Source organism: Ruegeria sp. AD5, assembly GCF_056542345.1.
The window spans coordinates 1,271,925-1,293,127 of the sequence record NZ_JBQFZR010000001.1 but is presented as its reverse complement, the minus strand read 5'-3'; the positions used below and the strand labels follow the sequence as shown (position 1 = coordinate 1,293,127).

The following is a 21,203-nucleotide window of genomic DNA, read 5'->3' as shown; positions in this document are numbered from 1 at the left end:
GTTTCCTTGGGGCGGCCGGGATCGCCCGACCTACCTTTAGCCGTTGCTCGACCCAGCTTCGGGGCGCACGAATCCCTGAATGCGATCCACGTTCATGACCTGAAAGAATGGGCTCTTGCTCCCTGGGGCAGAAAGAAAAAGGTGACCACTTTTTTTCAGGAACTTCGAAAAATCCGATCCTTTGCTCAGGTGTTTTTTGAATGCCTTTTCGTTTTTGTAGATTTCCACGAACACAATCTTATCGTCATCGCATGGCGGGACCGAGTCCGCGCCACCTGAGTGCACAAGGTAACCCCAGGTATCAGGTTCGTTTTTCTTGACGTCCCTAGCAAGCCGCCGGAGTGCAGCAATACCTTCGGACCGGGTTTCTGGGTTCAGATACCAAATCGCAATCGTGGTTAGCATTTCCTCGCTCCTTTCATGGGTTGGACCGATCGTCTAAATGCGGGTCCAACGGTTTGGTTGCCGCTCAATATTGGCAACGTCACCGGCGGAACGGGTCGCTAATCCTGGGCATTTGTTGAGTTCAATTCTTCACTTACTGCGCAGGTCTTTGGCCACCTTGAACCGGTGACACGGTTCCGCCGAAAAATAGTCTTTAACAAGTATCCAAGCGGTGATGGTTATGCATCCAACTGCAAGTCGGCCGCACGTGGAAGAATGCGCCCGAACTCACGCCCACCGAGGCTGTGTTTGACCTGCGTGTATATCATAAAGACGGGCGTAAATCCCGAATTTATGTTGCGACCACGCCTTCTGCGACCCATTCGTCGAACTGGGCCAATACATGATCGCAAAACGCGGCATCGTTGATATGTGCGTCTATTTCGGTCATAGGAACGCGCCCGGGCATGACTTTACGGGCCTCATCCATCATCTCGGCCAGGGCTTCGGGATCATACGCCTCTTCACCCTCCTTGTCCCAGGCTTCGACCCCGTGAACGGGCAGAAAAAAGTGAACCGGGCCAGTTGCGGCCTCCAATCGGTTGGCAAGCTCCCGCACCCAGGCACGGCGTTCATCGCCATTGAAGACCGAGCTTTTTATCAGGCGGTTGTGTTCATGAAATGGACGGTCGGCATACTGGTCAGGGATGTCCTGCCATCCGGCAAAGTCCAAAAGGTCCAGCGCGCCTGGCGCAACCAGCTGTGGTGTGCCCACACGCCCGGCATTTGTCACGCGATCCTCACCGCTGGAGACCACGGAACCCGCCATCAGGTTCCCGAATTCCTGCATGCAAAAGTCCATGACGCAGGCAAACGCCCCTTCACCCGCCAGTTTTTCGAATGCCATGCCGCCCATTCCGGTGGAATGAAAAACGGCAACCTCGAACCCGCGCTCTTCCAGCGCTGGTTTGAGCGTTTTCATATAGCGCAGACACGAGGACCCAAGGCTGGTCATCCCGATCAGCGGTTTGCTGCGATCCGGTATTGTGGCAGCTTTTGTGGCACCAACAACAGCGCCGGCCGCTTGCGCAAGCGAAGATTGGCAGATCGAATTCATACCGTAGAGCCCCCCGGCCCACAGGATCATCTGAATGTCCGGAGCCAGTCGGTGCGGCGGGATCAACGGAGAAAAACTGACGGTAGACACGATGTATTTCGGCACCCCCATTGGCAAGGCCTGCGCACAATCCAGGGCCAGATCGGTACCCATGGTCCCTCCAGTAGCCAGCATCCCATCAAATCGGCCATCCGCATAGGCTTGGGCCACGGTCTTCGAGGCACCATCTGACATCACGCGAAAGGCTTTGTTCTCGTCCCCTTGTGCGATGACATCTTCGATGGTCATTCCAGCCGCTTGGGCGACGTCGTGCTTGGAGATGTCGGTTGGCTCCAAAGGGTCGCCCAATACCGAGACATCCATCGTCAACACATCCGCGCCCTGCGCCTTGATCGCCTGTTCGATGAACCGCATCTCGGGTTCTTTCGTGTCGTAGGTCCCAATCAGCAGGATTGTCTTTGTGGTCATTGGTTCCTCCTATTCATGCGACCTATGGGCCCCAGACAAAGCGGTGAAAACATGTCGTACAGACACCCCGCAGTCAGAGCTTTATCCAGGCGGTTTTCAATTCAAAGTACTTCTCAAGCGCGTGCAAAGATTTGTCATGCCCGTTCCCGGATTGACCCACGCCCCCAAGCGGAACGGTCAGGTCCGAGCCGCCATAGGTGTTCACATGCATGACCCCGGTCCGCACTTCGGCCACCATGCGATGCGCGCGACTGAGGTTCGAAGTCCAGACTGCGCCTGCGAGCCCATAGATTGTGGCATTGGCAAGCCGGATCGCCTCGGCTTCGTCATTGAACGGGGTCACGGCCAAGACTGGGCCGAAGACTTCGTTCTGAAACAGATGATCCGTTTCTTTGACACCTGCCATTACTGTAGGGGACATATAGTAGCCCCCGGTTTCGGGCAGAATGCGGTTTCCGCCCGTACGACGTTCGGCACCTTCAGCTTCGGCCTTGGTAACGAACTCCAAATTGGCCTCTAACTCGGGCAGGCTATGCACGGCACCAATCTGGCTGTTCAGGTTCAACGGATCACCAACGCGAAAGGCTGCGGCGTAGCGCGTGATCTCGGCGACAAAATCCTCGTAGATGTCCTGCTGCACCAGCAGGCGCGAGCCCGCGATACAGACCTGTCCGGAGTTGCGGAAAATCCCGGCGGCCGAGACCTTTGCAGCTTCCGCCAAATCGGGCGCGTCAGCGAAAACAATATTTGGAGACTTGCCACCCAATTCCAGATAGCAGCGTTTCAGATTGGACCGCGCCGAGTATTCCAGCAGTCGCCGACCTGTCGCGCCGGATCCCGTGAAGACCATGATGTCCACATCCATCGACAAGGCCAAAGCTTCGCCCGCGACCGAACCACGCCCGGTCACCACATTGAAGACGCCATCCGGAACTCCGGCTTCGGCAGCCAGTTCAGCGATTTTCAACAGGCTGAGCGATGCGCTTTCTGCCGGTTTCAAGACGATGGAGTTGCCCGCTGCAAGGGCAGGGGCGATTTTCCAGCTGCCGATCATCAGCGGGAAGTTCCAGGGCACAATCGCCCCGACAACACCGACAGGCGCATGATGCACGAGGCCCAGAACGTCATGGCTGGTCGGGGCAACCTGACCGTAAACCTTGTCGATGGCTTCGGCATAATACCGGAAGGTGGCGGCAGCCGAGAGCGCTTCGGCCTTGTACGCCATGTTAATCTCTGTGCCATTGTCACGCACACCCAGTACCGCGATTTCAAGCGCGCGGGATTCGATTAGATCCGCCAGTTTCAGCAGAACCTTCTTGCGTCCTGCTGGAGCCATGCGCGACCACCGGCCATCCTCAAACGCTGCCCGCGCGGCATGTACCGCTGCATTAATATCCGCCGGGTTGCCCTCGGCGATTTGAGCGAGAGGCTGGCCGTCGATGGGCGACAGCACCTCATGCAGGGCGCCAGTTTCACCGGCAAGGAAATCGCCATTGATAAAGTGTCCGCGTGGGGCAATCTCCTGCACGCGCAAGGCATCGATGGAAGACTGATCCATGAAAGCTATCCTTGTTGGTTCGGGTGGTCGGAATCCACGGCTGGGACATGGGGTTCGGGGCGCAGCTTGTTTTTGAACTCGTAGTACAGCGTGCGGAAATGCAGGATCAGGATCAGCACAATCAGGCCGAACAGAATGGCTGCGATGGGCCGGTCGATGAAGTCCAGCGGCGTCTTGACCCGAGCCATTGCGCTGCGAAGCTTGGTTTCCATGATTCCGCCCAAAACCATACCCAGGATGATTGGAACAATTGGCAGATCAAGCCGTTTGAGGATTAGGCCAAAGACACCAAACCCAGTAGCGATCGCGCAATCGGTGATTGAGTTGCGTAAACTATAAACCCCGACAAAGGCTAAGATCAGGATCATCACACCCAGGAAGCGTGTGGGAATCTGAATGATCTTAAGCAGCAGGTTTGTAGAGAACAGCAGAAAGACCAGAACGATCACATTCAGCAGGATCAGCGCCATATATAGGGCCATGACGAAATCCATCTGGTTCTCAAACAGTTGCGGGCCGGGGATCACGTTGTGAACATAGAAGACCGACAGCATCATCGCCGTAAGCGCTTCGCCGGGTATACCGAGGGCGAGTAGGGGGATCATTGCTGCCCCCGGCACGGCATTGTTCGCGGCTTCGGATGCCACCAACCCTTCGGGCGAGCCATCGCCGAATTTGTCGGGATTTTTCGAGCTTTTCTGAGCATAGGTGTAGGACAGAAACTGCGAAGTGAACTCACCCGTTCCCGGCACCATGCCCATGAATACCCCGATGCTTGAAGAAACGGTAGCGATCCGTTTCAGGCCCAACAGTTCCTTCAAACCTGCAAAGATATTCCCGCTGACATGGGTGTCCTCTGGAGCGTGGTTCTTTTCCAACAGCAAAAGAAAAGCCTGGCTGAGCGCAAACAGGCCCAGCACAACCACGATCAGGTCAACGCCTGACGCCAGCCAACTTTGATCGAATGTATAGCGGCGCGTATATTTGACGGGCTCCAGTCCGACCGTGTTCAAAAAGATGCCAAAGGCAGCCAGCATACCTGCTGCAAAGATCTGTCCTCGATGGGCTAAAACGACCAGAACAATACCTAGCAACGCGGCCAGAAAAATCTCGCGGCTGCCAAAATGCGGGGCGATCATGGCCAACACGGGCGAGAGGACCATCAGGCAGATGATGGCAAAGACCCCCCCGAAGAATGAAGCTGAATAGGCCAGCGATAACGCCCTGTGGCCTTGGCCGCGCTTGGTCATTGGATAGCCATCATAGGTCGTCAGCGCATTGACCGCCGTGCCGGGCGTGTTGATCAGGATGGCCGGGATCGCGCCGCCATACATGGATGATCCGTAAATCCCCAACAACAAGGTCAGACCGACGATGGGCTCAAAGGCAAAGGTTGCGGGCAACAGGATGGCGATGGCAACGGCAGCGCCCACACCGGGCAGCGCGCCGATGATGACACCACCGATCGAGCCGATGAACAAGGCCACGATGACCTGCCATTGCAGCAGGATTGAAACACCGGACAGAAGGGTATCCATACGTGCCTCCCTACAAATATGTCAGCGCAAAGGCGCGGATCGAGTCGGGAAGGTATTCATAGACAGCCCCTGCCGGGATTTTGACTTGCAGAAACGCTCGGAACACGATGGTGACGACGAAGCCGAACAGGGCTGCGATGCCGATCGCGCCCGAGCCTCGAAACCCTGAGCGCAGCGTCAGAAACACCGCGAACAACATGGTGGACGGCAGATAGCCAAGCTGTGGCACCAGTAGGACATAAATCAGGAAATAAGCCACATATTCCAGAGACCGGACCCAAAACCCGACCTCGGCCCAACGACCATCGATCCGATCGGATAAGGCAGAGCTGAGCCAATGTAAAAAGCTGAACAAGACCATGCACCACACGGCAACGGTGGGCCACAGACCGGGTTGAGCAAACCATTTGGTCCGCTTGACGACCTGTGTCTGCTCCCCAAGCTGAGACAGCAGAAACACCGAGAAAGCCAGGAACAATACGGCAAAGACAATATCACCCGGACGGCGATACCGTTTGAACATGTCCTGAAGCGTTCTTGCGATCATTTCATCCTCCCAGCCCTATGAAGAAGGCGCGGAAATCACTGCCCGCGCCTCGATCCGGGGTGTTACTCGCCTAGAATCTCTTCTATTTTGGCGAATGACGCTTTATCTTGCTCGATCTGGGCATTCGAAGCATCGGGATCCTGCCAATAGATCAGCGCACCGGTTTCTTCGGCAAGCTTTTTAGCCTTGTCCGATTGCAGTGCTTTTTGGGCTGCGGCGGTGATTTTTTCGCGAGCCTCGGGCGGCGTGTCTTTGTGAACAAACAATCCGTTCCACAGCGCCAATGGCAGGTCTGGGTTAAGCTCAACCACTGTCGGCGTATCCGGTACCAGAGCGATCCGGTCGCCGCCGATGCTGGCCAGCACGTTCACTTCATCCAGACAGGGCAGAATAAGCTGGAGCGTGGTGTTGATGACATCAACGTCACCGGACGCCAAGGTGTTGCAGTCCAGCGCATCGAACGCGGCTTCGCTGGCAAAGTCGAAACCGCTGCTGACAGCGGCGGCAAAAGTAACCTGCGTGGGTGGCAGAACCGAGCCAAAGTGGCCGAGTGCCACGTCGTTTGACTTGCCGTGTTCCACCAACTCATCCCAGCTTTGGAACGGGGCGTCTTTGCTCGACGCGATTACGAACGGGTAGGTCAGGAAGATGCCGACCGGTTCAAACGGGTTCGGGTTCAATTCAGGAATACCAATCTCGGGCCCGATGACCGGAACACCAATCACAAACGACCCGATCGTATAGCCATCCGCCGGTGCTGTGGCGACTTCGACTGCGCCGGGGAAAGGACCACCACCGCCGCCGGGCTTGTTCACAACAGCTGCCGGTACCCCGTACATCGCCTGAAATTCATCTGCGATCATTCTGGTCAGGACATCTTCAAGATCACCCGGAGGCCAAGGAACCACAAAGGATACCGGCTTTTCGGGGTATTCTGCCAAAGCGGCCGTTGCCGAGGCGGCCATCACGGCTGCCGCAATAAACTTTTTCATTTACACCTCCCAGTGTATGGTTCATTATTTGAACCGTGTTAACAATAATAATCTTGCTTTGTTAAGTTCATTCTGTCAAGGATAACCTCAGCGGAAGGAGGCAAAACACATGGGTGCCGCGCTTAATGCCCTAAAAATGCTGGACTTATTCTCAAATACGATGGCCGAAATTGGCCTGAGTCAGGCCGCGCGCCTGTCAGGGTTGAATAAGGCGACAGCCCTGCGTCACCTACGAACGCTTGAAGAATTCGGGTTGATCGAACAAAACCCGCAGTCCAAAACCTATACCATCGGACCGGCTGCGCTGCGGCTTGCGGCACTGCGCGAGATTGCCAAACCCGGCCTTGAAGGCGCGCGCCAGAAAATGCACTTGGCCATGCAGGAGGTTGGCGAAAGCCTGCATCTAACGCTGCTGGAACAGGGCAGCCTGCAAACCGCCATCGTGGTTGAGACAACAAAGCACAGCGTTCGTGTCAGCCTTGATCCAAGCGAGATCATCCCGGTCAACGCGACTGCGGCGGGTCTATGTATGCTCAGCTTTGGCCCACCTTTCCTGCTGGATCGTCTGGATCAGGACGCGCAGGTACGTTTCACCGAATCCACTCTGACAGACCCGGATCTGATAAGGGAAAAAGTTGCTCTGATCCAGCAGGCTGGTTGGGCCAACAGCAATGGCAGCTATGAAGAGGGCGTTTTTGGTTTTGCAACGCCAATCTTTGGCATCGACCAAGTCGCCCTTGGGACCATTTCGATCGCGGTCCCAGAAATCAGAGCTACCCGTGAACGCCTGCCCGTGATTCTGAAATCCCTTCAATCCCTCTCGCGCGATCTGACCGCAAATTTCGGCGGCCAGATGCCCGAAACTTTTCCAACTGAGTTCCACCCATAAGCGAAAGTGGACAACCCCCGGAGAACCGCGACATGAAAGACTCCAACTTTCTCAAGGAGAACAACGCCCGCCATTTCTGGCATCCGATGGCGCACCCGGCCGACAGCCGGAACAACCCTCCGACCATTCTGACCGGCGGGGAAGGGGTTAGCATCATCGATGTGGACGGGCACAAGGCCATCGACGCCGTGGGTGGCCTTTGGAACGTCAATCTGGGCTATTCCTGCGATCCGGTGAAACAGGCGATCACTGATCAACTAAATGCGCTGCCGTATTATTCGACCTTCCGGGGTACGAGCAACGACAAGGCGATCGAGCTGTCTTACGAGTTGGCACAGTTCTTTGCTCCTGATGGGCTGACACGCGCCTTTTTCACCTCTGGCGGATCGGATTCTGTGGAAATCGCACTAAAGCTTGCGCGTCAGTTCCACAAAGTTCGGGGTGAGGCCGGTCGCACCAAGTTCATTAGTCTCAAGCAGGGATACCACGGCACCCATTTCGCTGCCGCTTCGGTTAACGGCAATCAGAAGTTCCGCGCCGTGTATGAACCCATGATGCCAGGCTGTTTTCATGTGCCTGCGCCTTGGACCTATCGCAACCCGTTTGACGAAACCGACCCTGAACGCCTGGCTCAGCTTTGCGTCAAAGCGCTTGAAGCCGAGATTGCGTTCCAGGGGTCCAACACGGTTGCCGCCTTCATCATGGAGCCGATTTTGGGCGCAGGCGGCGTAATTCCGCCGCACAAAAGCTTTATGCCCATGGTGCGTGAGGTTTGTTCGAAGAACGGTATTCTGCTGATTTCAGACGAAATCATCACGGCGTTTGGTCGAACCGGTAGTGAAAGCGGAGCGAGACATTGGGGCGTCCAGCCTGACATTATGACGACGGCCAAGGCGATCACCAATGGCTATTTCCCGTTTGGCGCCGCGATGATCTCGGGGGCAGTTGCAGAGGTGTTTGAAAATGACACAACCGGCTTGGCATCCGTTGATCAGGGATACACCTATTCTGGTCACCCCGTCGGCGCGGCGGCGGCACTGGCAGCTCTTTCGGAAATCAATCGTCTGCGGATTTGGGAAAACGCTGCAGCACGCGGGGATGAGCTGTTCGAGGGCTTGAAGAAACTGGCTGAAAAGCACGAGGTGATCGGTGACGTCCGAGGGGGCGAGGGCCTTATGTGCGCGCTGGAACTGGTCTCGGACCGCGCAACCAAAGCACCGATTGCCAAACAACTGCCAATACAGGTGCAAAAGGCAGCTTATGAGGATGGTGTGATGGTGCGCGTATCTGGCAACAACATCATCATTTCCCCACCTCTGATTGTCACATCCGACGATGTTGCCAAGATCCTGTCAGCGCTGGATACAGGATTGTCGAGTTTGTAGTCGTCGCGCAGACCCCGCTTGCCAACTGGCGGGGTCAAACCTTAACAGCTTGCAGCTCTTCAAGTAGGTCCAGTAGCTCATCAAGCTTCTCTCGCCCCATCTGCGCCTCAATACTATTTGAAATGGCCAATGATGCTTGAAGGTTGTCTTTCAAAATCTGCCGACCCGCATCTGTAATCATCACCATCGTCCGCCTTTTGTCCTGGCTGTCCTGACGACGTGTGACCTGCCCATCGGCTTCCATACTGCGCAATATTCGCGTCAGGCTGGGCAGTAACAGACAAGCTTCTTTGGCGATAGCGCTTTGCTCGACCTCGCCAAGCTCATCCAGTACGCGCAGGACGCGCCATTTTTGCTCAGATATCTGTATATCCTGCAGCATGTCCCTGATGGGGGCCATGATCGTTTCGCGGGCGCGCAATAATGCAATGGGAAGCGACCTTGAGGTGCTCTTGGTATGGCTTTGAGTGTTCATGCCGCCTTCTAGTGTGCTGCCCTAGGAAATGCAAAGATTAACAACGCAACTTCTTGACGACATAATCTCATAATGCTAAACATGTTAATTAATAACGGAGGAATCATGCCGCATTTTCACGTCGAATATTCCGGGAATCTGGAAGACAGGATCGACATGGGCGGTCTGTGCGATTGCATCCGTGCAACGGCCGCTGAGATTGACACCTTTCCGCTAGCAGGCATTCGCGTCCGAACGATCCGTGTTGATCACTATGCCATCGCAGACGGAAATCCAAAGCATGGGTTCATCGATATCTCGATCCGGCTGCGGGCCGGTCGTTCGCAGGCCGTCAAGAAGGACGCAACGCAGCGCATCTTCGAGGCGGCCCGAACCTATCTGGAGCCCGCCATGAGCCAGCATTCCATCGCGCTGTCGCTTGAGATGCGCGACATCGATCCCGACCTCTCCCCCAAAACCGGCACGATCCGCGACCATCTGGAGGCCTGACCATGAGTGACCTACACAAGAATATTGAACGGCTTGATGGTTTCCTTGCTCGTTTCAAGAGGACTGGGATAAAGAACCGGATCGCAGGAGGAGATCAAGATGGGTCAGCAGGGGTGTTTCAGTCGATCTCTCCGGTGGATAAATCGGTGATCTGCGACGTTGCCCATGGCACGGCGGAAGATATCGATACGGCGGCACAGGCCGCGCATAATGCCTTTGCAGACTGGCGCGACATGCCCGCTACGGAGCGCCGCGGGATATTGCTTAAAGTTGCAGATGGCATTGAGGCAAGAGCCGAAGAGATCGCGCTGTGCGAATGCTGGGATACCGGCCAGACCCTGCGCTTTATGTCCAAAGCCGCCCTGCGAGGGGCTGAGAATTTTCGCTATTTTGCCGATCAGGTGGTTCAGGCGCGGGATGGTCAACACCTGAAATCACCGACACTGATGAACATAACCACCCGCGTCCCAATCGGGCCCGTTGGTGTCATCACGCCGTGGAACACCCCGTTCATGCTTTCGACATGGAAGATCGCGCCGGCACTGGCCGCTGGCTGTACGGTCGTCCACAAACCAGCTGAAGATTCACCGCTGTCTGCGCGGCTATTGGTCGAAATCGCGGAAGAAGCCGGTCTGCCCAAGGGTGTGCTGAACACTGTCAACGGTTTTGGTCCAGACGCAGGTAAGCGGCTGACCGAACATCCATTGATCAAAGCCATTGCCTTTGTCGGTGAAAGCCGTACGGGCAGCATCATAACCAAGCAAGGCGCAGATACGCTGAAACGGATGCATCTGGAGTTGGGCGGTAAGAACCCGGTAATCGTCTTTGACGACGCCGACTTGGATCGCGCGCTGGATGCGGTGATCTTCATGATCTATTCGATCAACGGTGAACGCTGCACGTCTTCTTCGCGGTTGCTGGTACAAGATACAATCAAGGAAGAGTTCGAAGCCAAGCTGATCGAGCGCGTGAACAATATCAAAGTCGGCCACCCGTTGGACCCTGCAACCGAGATTGGCCCTCTTGTAACGGAAGAGCATTACAACAAGGTCACTTCATACTTCGACATCGCCAAGGAAGACGGCGCGACCGTCGCGGCCGGTGGCGTCAAGGTGGGCGAAGAGGGGTACTTCGTACGGCCCACCCTGTTTACTAACGCTAACAATCAAATGCGCATCGCACGCGAGGAAATCTTTGGCCCTGTCCTGACCGTGATCCCGTTCTCGACTGAGGAGGAGGCGCTGCAGATCGCAAATGACACGCAATATGGTCTGACCGGCTATGTCTGGACCAACGATCTGACCCGCGCGTTACGTTTCACGGACAAGCTTGAGGCCGGAATGATCTGGGTGAACTCGGAAAACGTGCGCCATCTGCCCACACCGTTTGGCGGGGTCAAAGCGTCTGGCATCGGTCGCGATGGCGGCGACTGGAGCTTTGAGTTCTATATGGAACAAAAGCATGTCGGCTTTGCCACGGGCCAGCACAAGATCATGCAACTGGGCAAGCTCTAGCGGCCCCTCAGACGACAATCGCGCGAAAAACCTTAACTCCAGGAGCAGACCATGGGAGAAATCGTTCTTGCCGCCAAAATGACCCATGTGCCGACATTGCTCATGTCCGAGCAGGAAGGCCAGGTGAAAGGTAAACGCCAGCCTGCCATTGATGGCCACCGCGAGATCGCGCGCCGTGCAAAAGCGCTGGGGGCGACCACGGTGATCATCTGCGACACGCATTGGGTGATCAATGCCGGGTTCCACATCAACGCCAATGAAAAATTCGAAGGTCTGTTCACGTCGAACGAGTTCCCGCAGTTCATCCAGGACCTGCCCTATTCCTATGAGGGCAATCCTGAAATGGGTGATGCCATCGCAAAGATCGCGTCGGACAAAGGCGTCTACACTTTAGCGCATCACTTGGACAGTCTCGAACTGGAATACGGTACGCTGGTCCCGATGCGCTTCATGAGCCGCGAGCATGATATGAAAGTCGTCTCAGTCGCGGCCTGGGCCACGGTGCATAGCCATGACGAAAGCCGGGTCATTGGTGAGGCCATCCGTGAAGCGGTCGAGGCCAGCAATGAAAAGGTGCTGTTGGTCGCGTCAGGCTCGTTGTCGCACAAGATCTGGGCGAACAAGGATTATGCCGCCAATAACGGCACTTTCACCATCAGCTCGGAATTCAACCGTCAGATGGACTTGCATGTGCTTGAGATGTGGAAGAACGGCGATCATGCCACGTTCCTGAAGATGCTGGGCGATTATGCCAATTTCTGCTGCGGCGAAGGCTCGATGCACGACACGTCGATGCTTTACGGCGCGCTGGGGTGGGATACCTATGACAAGAAATGCGAGGTTGTGACTGAGTATTTCCCAAGCTCCGGCACTGGTCAGACCAACGTCATCTTCCCCGTTTAACAGGAGGTTTCAATGCCCGTTCCAGCCCCCAACCTGTACCCCGACTTCAACACGATCCGGCTGAGCCATGTTTGCCTGAACGTCAGCGATCTTGTTGCTTCGCGCAAATTCTACTCGGATATTCTGGGTTTGCAGGTCTCGGACGAAAGCGACACACATGTCTACCTGCGCGCTATGGAGGAACGTGGACATCATTGTGTGATCCTGCAGAAATCCGATCAGCCGGCGACTGTCGAGGTCATGGGCTTCAAAACATTCGACGAGGATGATTTGGATCGGGCCGAGGCGTATTTTATATCCAAAGGCCGACCGACCTCATGGGTTGATCGCCCTTATCAGGGCCGGACTCTGTTAACTTCGGACAATATGGGCATACCGCTAGAGTTCTATCACAAGATGGATCGCCTGGAGCCGATCCATCAGAAATACGCGCTCTATCGTGGTGTGAAACCGTTGCGGATCGATCACTTCAACTGCTTCTCGACCAATGTCGATGACAGTGTCGCATTCTACAGTGATTTCGGGTTCCGCGTGACCGAGTATACGGAAGACGAAGACAGCAAGAAACTGTGGGCCGCGTGGATGCACCGCAAGGGTGGGGTGCATGATATGGCCTTCACCAATGGCAAAGGCCCACGTATGCACCACGTGGCCTTCTGGGTGCCAACACCGCTGAACATCATCGATCTGCTCGATCTAATGGCCACCACCGGCTATGTGGACAACATCGAACGCGGCCCGGGGCGACATGGTATTTCGAATGCTTTCTTCCTGTATATACTCGATCCCGACGGACACCGGATTGAGATTTATTGCTCGGATTATCAGACCGTTGACCCCGATCTGGAGCCGATCAAATGGGACCTGAAGGACCCGCAGCGTCAGACGCTCTGGGGCGCTCCGGCGCCGCGCAGTTGGTTTGAACACGGCACATCCTTTGTCGGTGTGGATGTAAACGAGCCAGACCTGTCTGCGTCTCCCATCATCGCACCGTAAGCAAAGTATGCTTGATCTAAAACATCTTAGTATGGGCGGGTTCCATAACGCCGAGGAGGCCTGATGCGCATTGCAACCTACACTGCCAACGGTGAAACATTTTTTGGTGCGATCACTGATGAAGGCGCGGTCGCACTAAACAGCGAATTTGCAGAGTTCAAAAGCCTCTACGAGGTTGTCGCCGCTGGGGCGTTTGGCCAATTGGCCGAGGCTGCCGAAGGAAAGCCGGTAACCCATACGGATTTCACCTTTGAGATGGTGATGCCGGACGTTCGTCGCATTCTGTGCGTTGGTGTGAACTTCCCCGATCGCAACGCGGAATACAAAGATGGAAGCGCCCAGCCGAAATACATGTCGCTATTTCCGCGCTTCTCCAGCGGATTTACTGGTCATAATCGCCCGCTGATCCGACCGCCTGAAAATCACACTCTGGACTACGAGGGTGAAGTGGCCATCGTGATCGGCAAAGCAGGCCGCCGGATTTCGCAGGACGATGCTTATGGCCATATTGCAGCCCTGACCTTGTGCAACGAAGGTACGATCCGCGATTGGGTTCGGCACGCCAAGTTCAACGTCACCCAAGGCAAGAACTGGGACAAATCGGGTGCCATCGGCCCTTGGCTGGTCCCTTTCACTGATGCCGCGCAACTGGATGGCGCCCGCATCCAGACCCATGTGAATGGTGAGTTGCGTCAGGACGATACGTTGAACCGAATGATGTTTCCGATCCGGCGCGAGATTGAATACATATCAACCTTTATGACGCTTCAACCGGGCGATATCATCGTTACCGGCACCCCAACCGGCGCAGGTGCACGATTTGATCCGCCAAAATACTTGGCTCCCGGCGATGTGGTTGAGGTATCCGTCGATGGGATAGGCACCCTGCGCAACACCATCGAGGATGAGCAGATATGACCCCCGAAGACCATGCGCGCGCTGCCGCCGATCTGCTGAACGCGGAAAGGACGCGACAGCAGATCGGTCTACTGACATTGCGGTATCCCGAAATGGCGATGGATGACGCTTATGAAGTGCAGAATGCCATCTATCGGGCCAAGCTGGCGGAAGGGCGCAAGGTCATCGGCTGGAAGATCGGGCTGACCTCGAAAGCGATGCAATATGCTTTGAATATCGACATTCCTGATAGTGGTATCCTGTTTGACAACATGGCCTTTGAAAATGGCGGGACCGTTCCCGCAGGTCGTTTCATCCAACCACGTATCGAAGCCGAGATCGCCTTTGTCATGAAGGAGGCCATTGGTGGCGCCGATGTGAGCCGCGATCAGGTTTTGCGGGCGACCGACTATGTTACTCCGTCCATCGAAATCCTCGACACTCGTATTAAGCGGGCAGACCCTGAGACTGGAAAGTCACGCACAGTATTCGACACGATCAGCGACAACGCCGCAAATGCCGGCATTGTACTAGGGGCGGAACGCCACCCAGCGGATGCGTTTGACCTGCGATGGGTAGGGGCCCTAACCTTCCGCAACGGTGAAATCGAGGAAACCGGCCTGGGTGCGGGCGTATTGAATGATCCGGTCGAAAGTATGGTCTGGTTGGCCCGTCGCATGGCGCAATACGGCCAGAGCATTGAACCCGGCCACGTGATCCTGTCCGGCAGCTTCATTCGCCCGATCGAATGCCCATCGGGTGCGGAAATCCACGCCGATTTCGGATCGTTCGGATCCGTCGACATCAATTTTGCCTAAAGGAGCAGCGACATGCCCGCACCAAAGAACACCTTTAAGGCCGCATTAAAGGCTGGAAAGCCTCAGGTCGGGTGCTGGATCGGAATGGCCGACGCATATGCAGCAGAAATTTCCGCGACCGCAGGGTTCGATTGGTTGTTGGTCGATGGCGAACACGCACCAAACGACCTGCGCTCGACCCTTGAACAGGTGCGAGTGATCGAAAGTTCGGGCAGCGCGCCAGTTGCACGTCTACCGATTGGTGAGACATGGATGATCAAGCAATATCTCGATGCGGGTGTTCAGAGTATTCTGGTGCCGATGGTCGAAAGCGCTGATCAGGCGCGCGAACTGGTACGCGCGGTGCAATACCCCCCACACGGCGTGCGAGGTGTGGGATCATCCCTTGCGCGGGCTTCGCAATTTGCCGAGATCCCGGACTACCTCGATACGGCGGATGAGCAGATTTGTCTGCTGCTACAGGTTGAGAACAACGCGGGCATGGCCGCTCTGGACGACATTCTGACGATTGATGGAGTAGACGGAGTTTTTGTCGGACCTGCAGATCTGGCCGCCGACATGGGTCATATCGGCAACGCCGAGCATCCAGATGTTGTGGAGGCCATTGAAGACGCGCTGACCCGCATCGTCGCGGCAGGTAAAGCCGCGGGTATCCTAACACTGGACCCTGCAATGCAGCGTAGGTGTCTTGAGATCGGCGTGACCTTTCTGGCCACTGAAATTGACGTCACCCTTTTCGCAAAGAGTATGCGCGCAAAAGCGCAAAACGGCCTCGCGCTTTTGCCGCGACAAAACGCTATCGGATCGGCGACAACAGAAAATGCCAGCAAGTACTTACAGCAATTGTGCAAACATTGGTCACATAAGGGACAGGTCGAGTTCGATGCAAATACTGGAACCGTTTTTTTTGACAGTGGCAATGCCGTCGAACTAAAGGCGACGCCAGTAGCACTGGAAGTTCGCGCCTCGGTGCAGCCACGCGATGACCTGGACAGTTGGAAGACAGTGATTTCCGATCACCTGAAACGGTTTGCCTTTCGCGAAGAGTTTGAACTGAACTGGGATGACTAGCGACTTTTGCTAAGCTGGATATCGCAGAAAAACAAAGAGGCCCTTCAGGAACTTTGTTTTTGGTCGGAGTGAGAGGATTCGAACCTCCGACCCCTGCCTCCCGAAGACCGGTGCAGAGGGCCAAGTTATTGAATTTTAGTCAAAGGCGCCCTGTTTTCTAGGCGTTGTCGCCAATCAAACCAGCCAAGTTCAGGTTCGGCAGGTTCATTGAACCTCAGAGCACTGTCTACATGGTCCGCTAGTTATCGTGGTCTATGTTCAGTGCTAGTTTGTTCTCTACATTATTGCCCAGATCCAGCCTACTTATGCACGGTGAAGAGCTTTGCCGTGAGTCAGGCCGTTCACTTTCTCCAAGATTGCGTCTGCGTCAATGCTGTGGTGGCGATATAGATCGCCGATTGTTCCGGTCTGACCAAAATGCTCGACACCCATTGGGATAGTCTGATGTCCAAGCACTGCCCCGAGCCAGGATAGAGTTGCAGGATGACCATCGATAACGGTGACGAGCTTGCAGTGTGACGGAAGGTCGGACATCAGGGTTTCGATGTGAGAGCGTGCCGCTCGATTGCCGCGCGAACGCGCTCGTTGAGCGGCGGTCCATCCAGCATTCAGGCGATCTGCGGATGTCACGGCCAATACACCTATGTCGCGACGGCCTTCACCAATCATACCGGCAGCCTTGATTGCCTCCGGCGCGACTGCTCCTTGATAGGCGACTACAACTTCGCAATTGGGCCCGGGTTTTCGTAACCAATAGGCCCCATCAATGGCACCTTGGCGGAACTCTTGGTCGACACGTATTCCGGGCTGTTCAATCGGGTTGGTGGTCAGGCGCATGTAGACGGAGCCTCCGGTTTCATCGCGCAGCCATGTGCGCTCATCCGGTTGCCCTTCGCCGTCGCGCTGCATGTAATCAAAGGCCCATTCCATGATCACCGCCAGTTCGTCGGAAAAGGCGGGTTCAAATGCGGCCAGCCCGTCTTGGCTCATCCCGATCAGCGGTGTTCCAACGGATTGGTGTGCTCCACCTTCGGGTGCGAGTGTGACACCCGATGGTGTGCCAACCAGCATGAAGCGCGCGTCCTGATAACAGGCGTAGTTTAGCGCATCGAGACCGCGGCTGACGAATGGATCATATACGGTGCCAATTGGGATCAGCCGCTTACCGAACAGGGAATGCGACAGGCCCGCCGCTCCCAGAAGCAACATGAGGTTCATTTCGGCGATACCAAGCTCGATATGCTGCCCCTCCGGCGTGAATTCCCATTTCGCCGTCGAAGGGATCCGGTGCTCTATGAAGGCGTCGGCTTGCTCGGATCGGGCGAACAGTTTGCGCCTGTTCACCCAAGGACCAAGGCTTGTCGTGCCTGTCACATCCGGAGAGGTTGTCACTATGCGTTCAGCCAATGGGCTGTCGCCTTTTGATAGATCGTCTAGGATCTTGCCAAACGCCATCTGGGTCGAGATTTCGCGACTGGAGTCGATTTCGATTGGCGGCACATCCAATTTGTCATCAAAATAGCGGCGCAGACCTTTGGCAAAGAACGGGGTGCTGGCCAGAAAATCTTTGAATGCGTCTGGATCTTGCACCGTCGCGAGCGGCTCCCATTCTTCGCCCTTCGGCACACCCATATGCGACTGCCATGCAACGAACTGGCTGTTGTTCATCAGCCCGCCGTGATTGTCCTTGTGGCCTGCAATAGGGGTGCCCCATCCTTTGACGGTGTAGGCCAGGAAGCATGTCGGGCGATCATGATCGATGGCGGCAAATGTCTGGGCCATGGTCTCGACGCAGTTGCCGCCGAGGTTCTCCATAAGGGCTGCAAGCTCTGCATCCGTCCGCCTTTCAATCAAGGCAGTCACATCCCCCTGATCCCCCAGATCGTCCATGAGACGCTGCCGCCAATTCGCACCACCCATGAAAGTCAACGCCGAGTAGTCCTGGTTGGGGCAAGCGTCGATCCAATCACGCAGGCGGTTGCCGCCGGGCTCTTCAAAGGCCGCGCGTTGAAGAACTCCGTATTTTACGCGCACGACATCCCAACTGAATGCATCGAAGATTTTCTCGATCCGTTCGAACAGTCCTTCTCGGACGATACCGTCCAGCGACTGTCGGTTATAGTCGATGATCCACCACGTGTTTCGTAGGTCGTTTTTCCAGCCTTCCTGCAACGCCTCATAGACGTTGCCTTCGTCCAGTTCGGCATCGCCAACAAGTGCCACCATACGCCCCATCGGGGCGTCTGAACCCCAGCTTTTGGCCTTGATGTAGTCCTGAATGATCGAGGCAAACGAGGTGATCGCGACACCTAAACCTACAGACCCGGTCGAGAAATCAACATCGTCAATGTCCTTGGTCCGGCTGGGATAACTTTGCACACCGCCAAATCCGCGGAAATTCACCATCTTCTCGCGGGTCTGATTACCCATGAGATACTGCATCGCATGAAACACCGGCGACGCATGCGGTTTTACTGCAACCCGGTCCTCAGGGCGTAAGGCTGAGAAGTAGAGCGCGGTCATGATCGATACCATCGACGCAGACGAAGCCTGATGGCCACCAATCTTGATCCCATCCACCTTTGGTCGGACATGGTTGGCATGGTGGATCATCCAATGAGACAACCACAGCAAGCGCTGTTCGACGATCTTTAGTTGGGTGGGATCAATGTTCATGGTGGTCTCCGGGTTTAGGCGGCGCTGCGAGCAGGGTAGGGCAAAGCCTGCTCTAGGTCTGCAAGGATATCTTCGACATCCTCTAGCCCGACAGACAGACGGATCAGGCCATCGCTTATCCCATGCTCAGCCCGCTCTTCCGGGGTATACGTCGAATGAGTCATGGAGGCTGGGTGTTGGATCAGTGTTTCCGCGTCGCCCAACGACACCGCACGCTGGATCATATTCAGGCGGTTCATGAATTCAATTCCTCCGGACAGACCGGATTTGATCTCGAACGCTATCATAGCGCCCGGTTGGGACATCTGTCGCTGCGCTACATCGTGCTGTGCGAAGCTCTCAAGACCGGGGAAATAAACCTCACCGACGGCAGGGTGCGCTTCGAGGAAGTCCGCGACGACTTTGGCAGAGTCACAATGACGATCCAGACGCAGGTTCAGTGTTTTTAGACCACGCAGGATTAGCATCGAGTTGAAAGGCGCCATTACCGCGCCGGTCATATCCTTCATCCCAACAAGGCGAATCTCTGCAATCTGTTCGGCGGTTCCTACCACCAGACCGGCAACCACATCGCCATGCCCGCCGAGGTATTTGGTGGCGGAGTGCAAAACAATATCTGCCCCATGCTCGATCGGGCGGGTCAGATAAGGGCTGGCATAAGTGTTATCGACGACGACCGTTGCACCAAACGAATGCGCAATTGCGGCGCTTGCGGCGATGTCCACCAAGCGCATGTTCGGATTGGCCGGAGTTTCGAAATAGACAACGCGGGTTTTGTCAGAAACGGCCGCTTTCAAGTTCTCAGGGTCTGTCATGTCGACGTGTGTGATCGTGACCCCCCATTTCGCCAAACCGTGACGCATGAAGGCGAAGGTGCAGCCATAGAGCGTTTTATCCACGATGACTTCGTCACCAGGCGACAGCAGGGTCCAAAGCACTGCCGTGATCGCCCCCATGCCGCTTGAGAGAGCTAGTCCGGCCTCTGCCCCTTCAAGCACGGCAATGCGTTGTTCAAGAAGGTCGCAAGTGGGGTTTGAAATACGGCTGTAGATATGACCCTCACGCTCGCCCGCGAACATCTCTCCACCAGCCTCTGCGGTTTCAAAGGTAAACGTAGACGTCAAGTGTAGCGGTGGTGTCAGAGCGCCGTCATTTTCCTGAGGGTTATAAGCATGGTGAATGGCGCGGGTGGCAAATCCGGTTGAACGAGTCATTGCAAGCTCCTGATTCATGTTGAAGCCAGTTTGCGCCTTTACTTTGGGCTAATGGTTGCGAAATATACCAACACGAGTGTTGATATTGGCATATTCTGCTAAGCAAGAGGGATAAATGGACGCTAAGGATAGGCAGATCATTCGAGCGCTACAACGGGACGGGCGCATGACGAACCAGGATCTTGCCGACGAGGTGAACCTGTCTCCCTCACCGTGTTTGCGCCGGGTCAAAAACCTAGAAGCCAACGGAGTGATAAAGGGATACAGCGCCGACGTTGACGCTGCTGCCTATGGGATGGCCATTACCGTCTTCGTGCGTATCAGATTGGAGCGACACAACGAAACGGACGTTCAGAACTTCGAGAAACGCGTTCGGATGATCGATGAAGTTCTTGAATGCCACGTGCTGACCGGTGCAATGGACTACCAATTGCGGGTTTTGGTATCGGATCTCGAAGCCTACGAGGAATTTATTCGTCACCGAATTCATCCTATCGGTGGGATCGCCTCGATCGATACCAGCTTTGTCTATGGAACGGTAAAAAAGACCGCAATTTTTCCGCCCGGATAGATCGACCCAGTTAGAATGAGTTGTTGCCAATCGGCTAAACATTTTAGTTGATTCATTTTTTCCCTCCGCAATTTCCCATTCTCACCGTCGCTATATCAAAGACATGCAGCGCTTGCTGCATCACTTCTGAGAGGATAGCGATGACCAAGAAACCACACGAAAAAACAAGGTTGGCAAAATACGTCGAGCGCAGGGTGCTCGAATTGAAACCGACCAAGAGCCAGGCTGAGATTGCCGCCCTGGCCGGCTATGTGAACCAGAACATGATCACGATGATCAAGCAGGGTAGCTCCAAAGTGGCGCTCGATCGCGTCCCGGCGCTGGCGGTTGCGCTTGAGGCGGACCCTGCTTTCGTGATGCAGCTCGCTCTGGAGCAGGCAATTGGTCGGACGACAGCTGAAGCAGTCGTGGAGGTATTCGGGGAGCCCGTTACGGCAAATGAAGTTGGCTGGCTGCAAGCGATCCGTGAGGCTTCCAACAATACCGATCCAAGGCTGACGAGCAGGTCCCAGGCTGCGATCAACGCGATCTTCGGGAGATAAAAACCATGTGTGATAAGACTGACGATTTGACTCCTAACGAACTCGCCTGGCTGCGCTTCCTGCGCGATGTTAGCAATGAAAGTGATCCCGGCATTACTTTGCACCGGGTGCAGTTACTTCGGCGTCTATGCGGGCCTCAGGCGGCTCGATGAAAATCCA

20 protein-coding genes are annotated in these 21,203 nt (G+C 55.5%); 11 read left to right on the top strand and 9 right to left on the bottom strand.

What is annotated here, in order from left to right; genetic code table 11:
* Positions 1–36 precede the first annotated feature (36 nt).
* From ACR0JG_RS06390 to ACR0JG_RS06365, 6 genes are all read right to left on the bottom strand, one after another.
* Positions 37–405, bottom strand: a complete 369-nt coding sequence (locus ACR0JG_RS06390) for a putative quinol monooxygenase (RefSeq protein WP_170561940.1) — start codon at positions 403–405, stop codon at positions 37–39.
* A gap of 331 nt (positions 406–736) precedes the next feature.
* The gene (locus ACR0JG_RS06385) at positions 737–1,969 is read right to left on the bottom strand and encodes a Tm-1-like ATP-binding domain-containing protein (protein WP_170732663.1); all 1,233 of its coding nucleotides are present in this window, start codon (positions 1,967–1,969) and stop codon (positions 737–739) included.
* A 73-nt stretch (positions 1,970–2,042) separates the two neighbouring features.
* Entirely contained in the window at positions 2,043–3,527 is a 1,485-nt protein-coding gene (locus tag ACR0JG_RS06380; protein ID WP_480568223.1) for an aldehyde dehydrogenase, read from the bottom strand.
* A gap of 5 nt (positions 3,528–3,532) precedes the next feature.
* Positions 3,533–5,065 (bottom strand): tripartite tricarboxylate transporter permease, encoded by a 1,533-nt coding sequence (locus tag ACR0JG_RS06375; protein WP_480568220.1) that lies wholly within the window; start codon positions 5,063–5,065, stop codon positions 3,533–3,535.
* Between the two features lie 10 nt (positions 5,066–5,075).
* Complete coding sequence (locus tag ACR0JG_RS06370; RefSeq protein WP_170394014.1) at positions 5,076–5,612, bottom strand: tripartite tricarboxylate transporter TctB family protein; 537 nt, start codon at positions 5,610–5,612, stop codon at positions 5,076–5,078.
* Positions 5,613–5,674: 62 nt separating this feature from the next.
* Positions 5,675–6,604, bottom strand: a complete 930-nt coding sequence (locus ACR0JG_RS06365; protein ID WP_480568217.1) for a tripartite tricarboxylate transporter substrate binding protein — start codon at positions 6,602–6,604, stop codon at positions 5,675–5,677.
* 109 nt (positions 6,605–6,713) lie between these two features.
* Here ACR0JG_RS06365 and ACR0JG_RS06360 point away from each other — a divergent pair, with 109 nt between their 5' ends.
* Both ACR0JG_RS06360 and ACR0JG_RS06355 read left to right on the top strand, forming a co-directional pair.
* Positions 6,714–7,493 carry an IclR family transcriptional regulator gene (locus ACR0JG_RS06360; protein ID WP_480568214.1) on the top strand — a complete coding sequence of 260 codons (780 nt, stop codon included), beginning with the start codon at positions 6,714–6,716 and terminating at the stop codon, positions 7,491–7,493.
* A gap of 32 nt (positions 7,494–7,525) precedes the next feature.
* Positions 7,526–8,878, top strand: coding sequence for an aminotransferase class III-fold pyridoxal phosphate-dependent enzyme (locus ACR0JG_RS06355; protein WP_480568212.1), 1,353 nt, complete (start codon positions 7,526–7,528; stop codon positions 8,876–8,878).
* Positions 8,879–8,912: 34 nt separating this feature from the next.
* Here the strand turns inward: ACR0JG_RS06355 and hpaR are convergent, their stop codons facing one another.
* A complete protein-coding gene (gene hpaR / locus ACR0JG_RS06350) occupies positions 8,913–9,353 on the bottom strand; it encodes a homoprotocatechuate degradation operon regulator HpaR (protein WP_170394006.1) in 441 nt (146 codons plus the stop codon).
* 105 nt (positions 9,354–9,458) lie between these two features.
* Here hpaR and ACR0JG_RS06345 point away from each other — a divergent pair, with 105 nt between their 5' ends.
* The 7 genes from ACR0JG_RS06345 (at position 9,459) to ACR0JG_RS06315 (ending at position 16,041) form a co-directional block, all read left to right on the top strand.
* Complete coding sequence (locus ACR0JG_RS06345; protein WP_480568209.1) at positions 9,459–9,842, top strand: 5-carboxymethyl-2-hydroxymuconate Delta-isomerase; 384 nt, start codon at positions 9,459–9,461, stop codon at positions 9,840–9,842.
* 2 nt (positions 9,843–9,844) lie between these two features.
* On the top strand, positions 9,845–11,356 hold the full coding sequence (gene hpaE, locus ACR0JG_RS06340) for a 5-carboxymethyl-2-hydroxymuconate semialdehyde dehydrogenase (protein WP_480568205.1): 1,512 nt from the start codon (positions 9,845–9,847) through the stop codon (positions 11,354–11,356).
* A 51-nt stretch (positions 11,357–11,407) separates the two neighbouring features.
* The gene (gene hpaD / locus ACR0JG_RS06335; RefSeq protein ID WP_480568202.1) at positions 11,408–12,259 is read left to right on the top strand and encodes a 3,4-dihydroxyphenylacetate 2,3-dioxygenase; all 852 of its coding nucleotides are present in this window, start codon (positions 11,408–11,410) and stop codon (positions 12,257–12,259) included.
* Positions 12,260–12,271: 12 nt separating this feature from the next.
* A complete protein-coding gene (gene hpaD / locus ACR0JG_RS06330) occupies positions 12,272–13,255 on the top strand; it encodes a 3,4-dihydroxyphenylacetate 2,3-dioxygenase (protein WP_480568199.1) in 984 nt (327 codons plus the stop codon).
* 63 nt (positions 13,256–13,318) lie between these two features.
* The gene (locus ACR0JG_RS06325; RefSeq protein WP_170422688.1) at positions 13,319–14,173 is read left to right on the top strand and encodes a fumarylacetoacetate hydrolase family protein; all 855 of its coding nucleotides are present in this window, start codon (positions 13,319–13,321) and stop codon (positions 14,171–14,173) included.
* A complete protein-coding gene (gene hpaH, locus ACR0JG_RS06320) occupies positions 14,170–14,970 on the top strand; it encodes a 2-oxo-hept-4-ene-1,7-dioate hydratase (RefSeq protein ID WP_170422690.1) in 801 nt (266 codons plus the stop codon). The genes ACR0JG_RS06325 and hpaH overlap by 4 nt, the downstream gene beginning before the upstream one ends.
* Positions 14,971–14,982: 12 nt before the next feature.
* Positions 14,983–16,041 (top strand): aldolase/citrate lyase family protein, encoded by a 1,059-nt coding sequence (locus ACR0JG_RS06315; RefSeq protein ID WP_480568195.1) that lies wholly within the window; start codon positions 14,983–14,985, stop codon positions 16,039–16,041.
* Between the two features lie 303 nt (positions 16,042–16,344).
* Here ACR0JG_RS06315 and ACR0JG_RS06310 read toward each other — a convergent pair whose 3' ends face one another.
* Positions 16,345–18,717 (bottom strand): 1-deoxy-D-xylulose-5-phosphate synthase N-terminal domain-containing protein, encoded by a 2,373-nt coding sequence (locus tag ACR0JG_RS06310; RefSeq protein ID WP_480568192.1) that lies wholly within the window; start codon positions 18,715–18,717, stop codon positions 16,345–16,347.
* A 14-nt stretch (positions 18,718–18,731) separates the two neighbouring features.
* Entirely contained in the window at positions 18,732–19,931 is a 1,200-nt protein-coding gene (locus ACR0JG_RS06305; protein WP_480568189.1) for a methionine gamma-lyase, read from the bottom strand.
* 115 nt (positions 19,932–20,046) lie between these two features.
* Here ACR0JG_RS06305 and ACR0JG_RS06300 point away from each other — a divergent pair, with 115 nt between their 5' ends.
* Positions 20,047–20,502: an Lrp/AsnC family transcriptional regulator gene (locus ACR0JG_RS06300; protein ID WP_170423874.1), complete on the top strand. Its 456-nt coding sequence runs from the start codon at positions 20,047–20,049 to the stop codon at positions 20,500–20,502.
* 140 nt (positions 20,503–20,642) lie between these two features.
* On the top strand, positions 20,643–21,044 hold the full coding sequence (locus tag ACR0JG_RS06295; RefSeq protein WP_480568185.1) for an XRE family transcriptional regulator: 402 nt from the start codon (positions 20,643–20,645) through the stop codon (positions 21,042–21,044).
* The last annotated feature ends 159 nt before the right edge of the window (positions 21,045–21,203 follow it).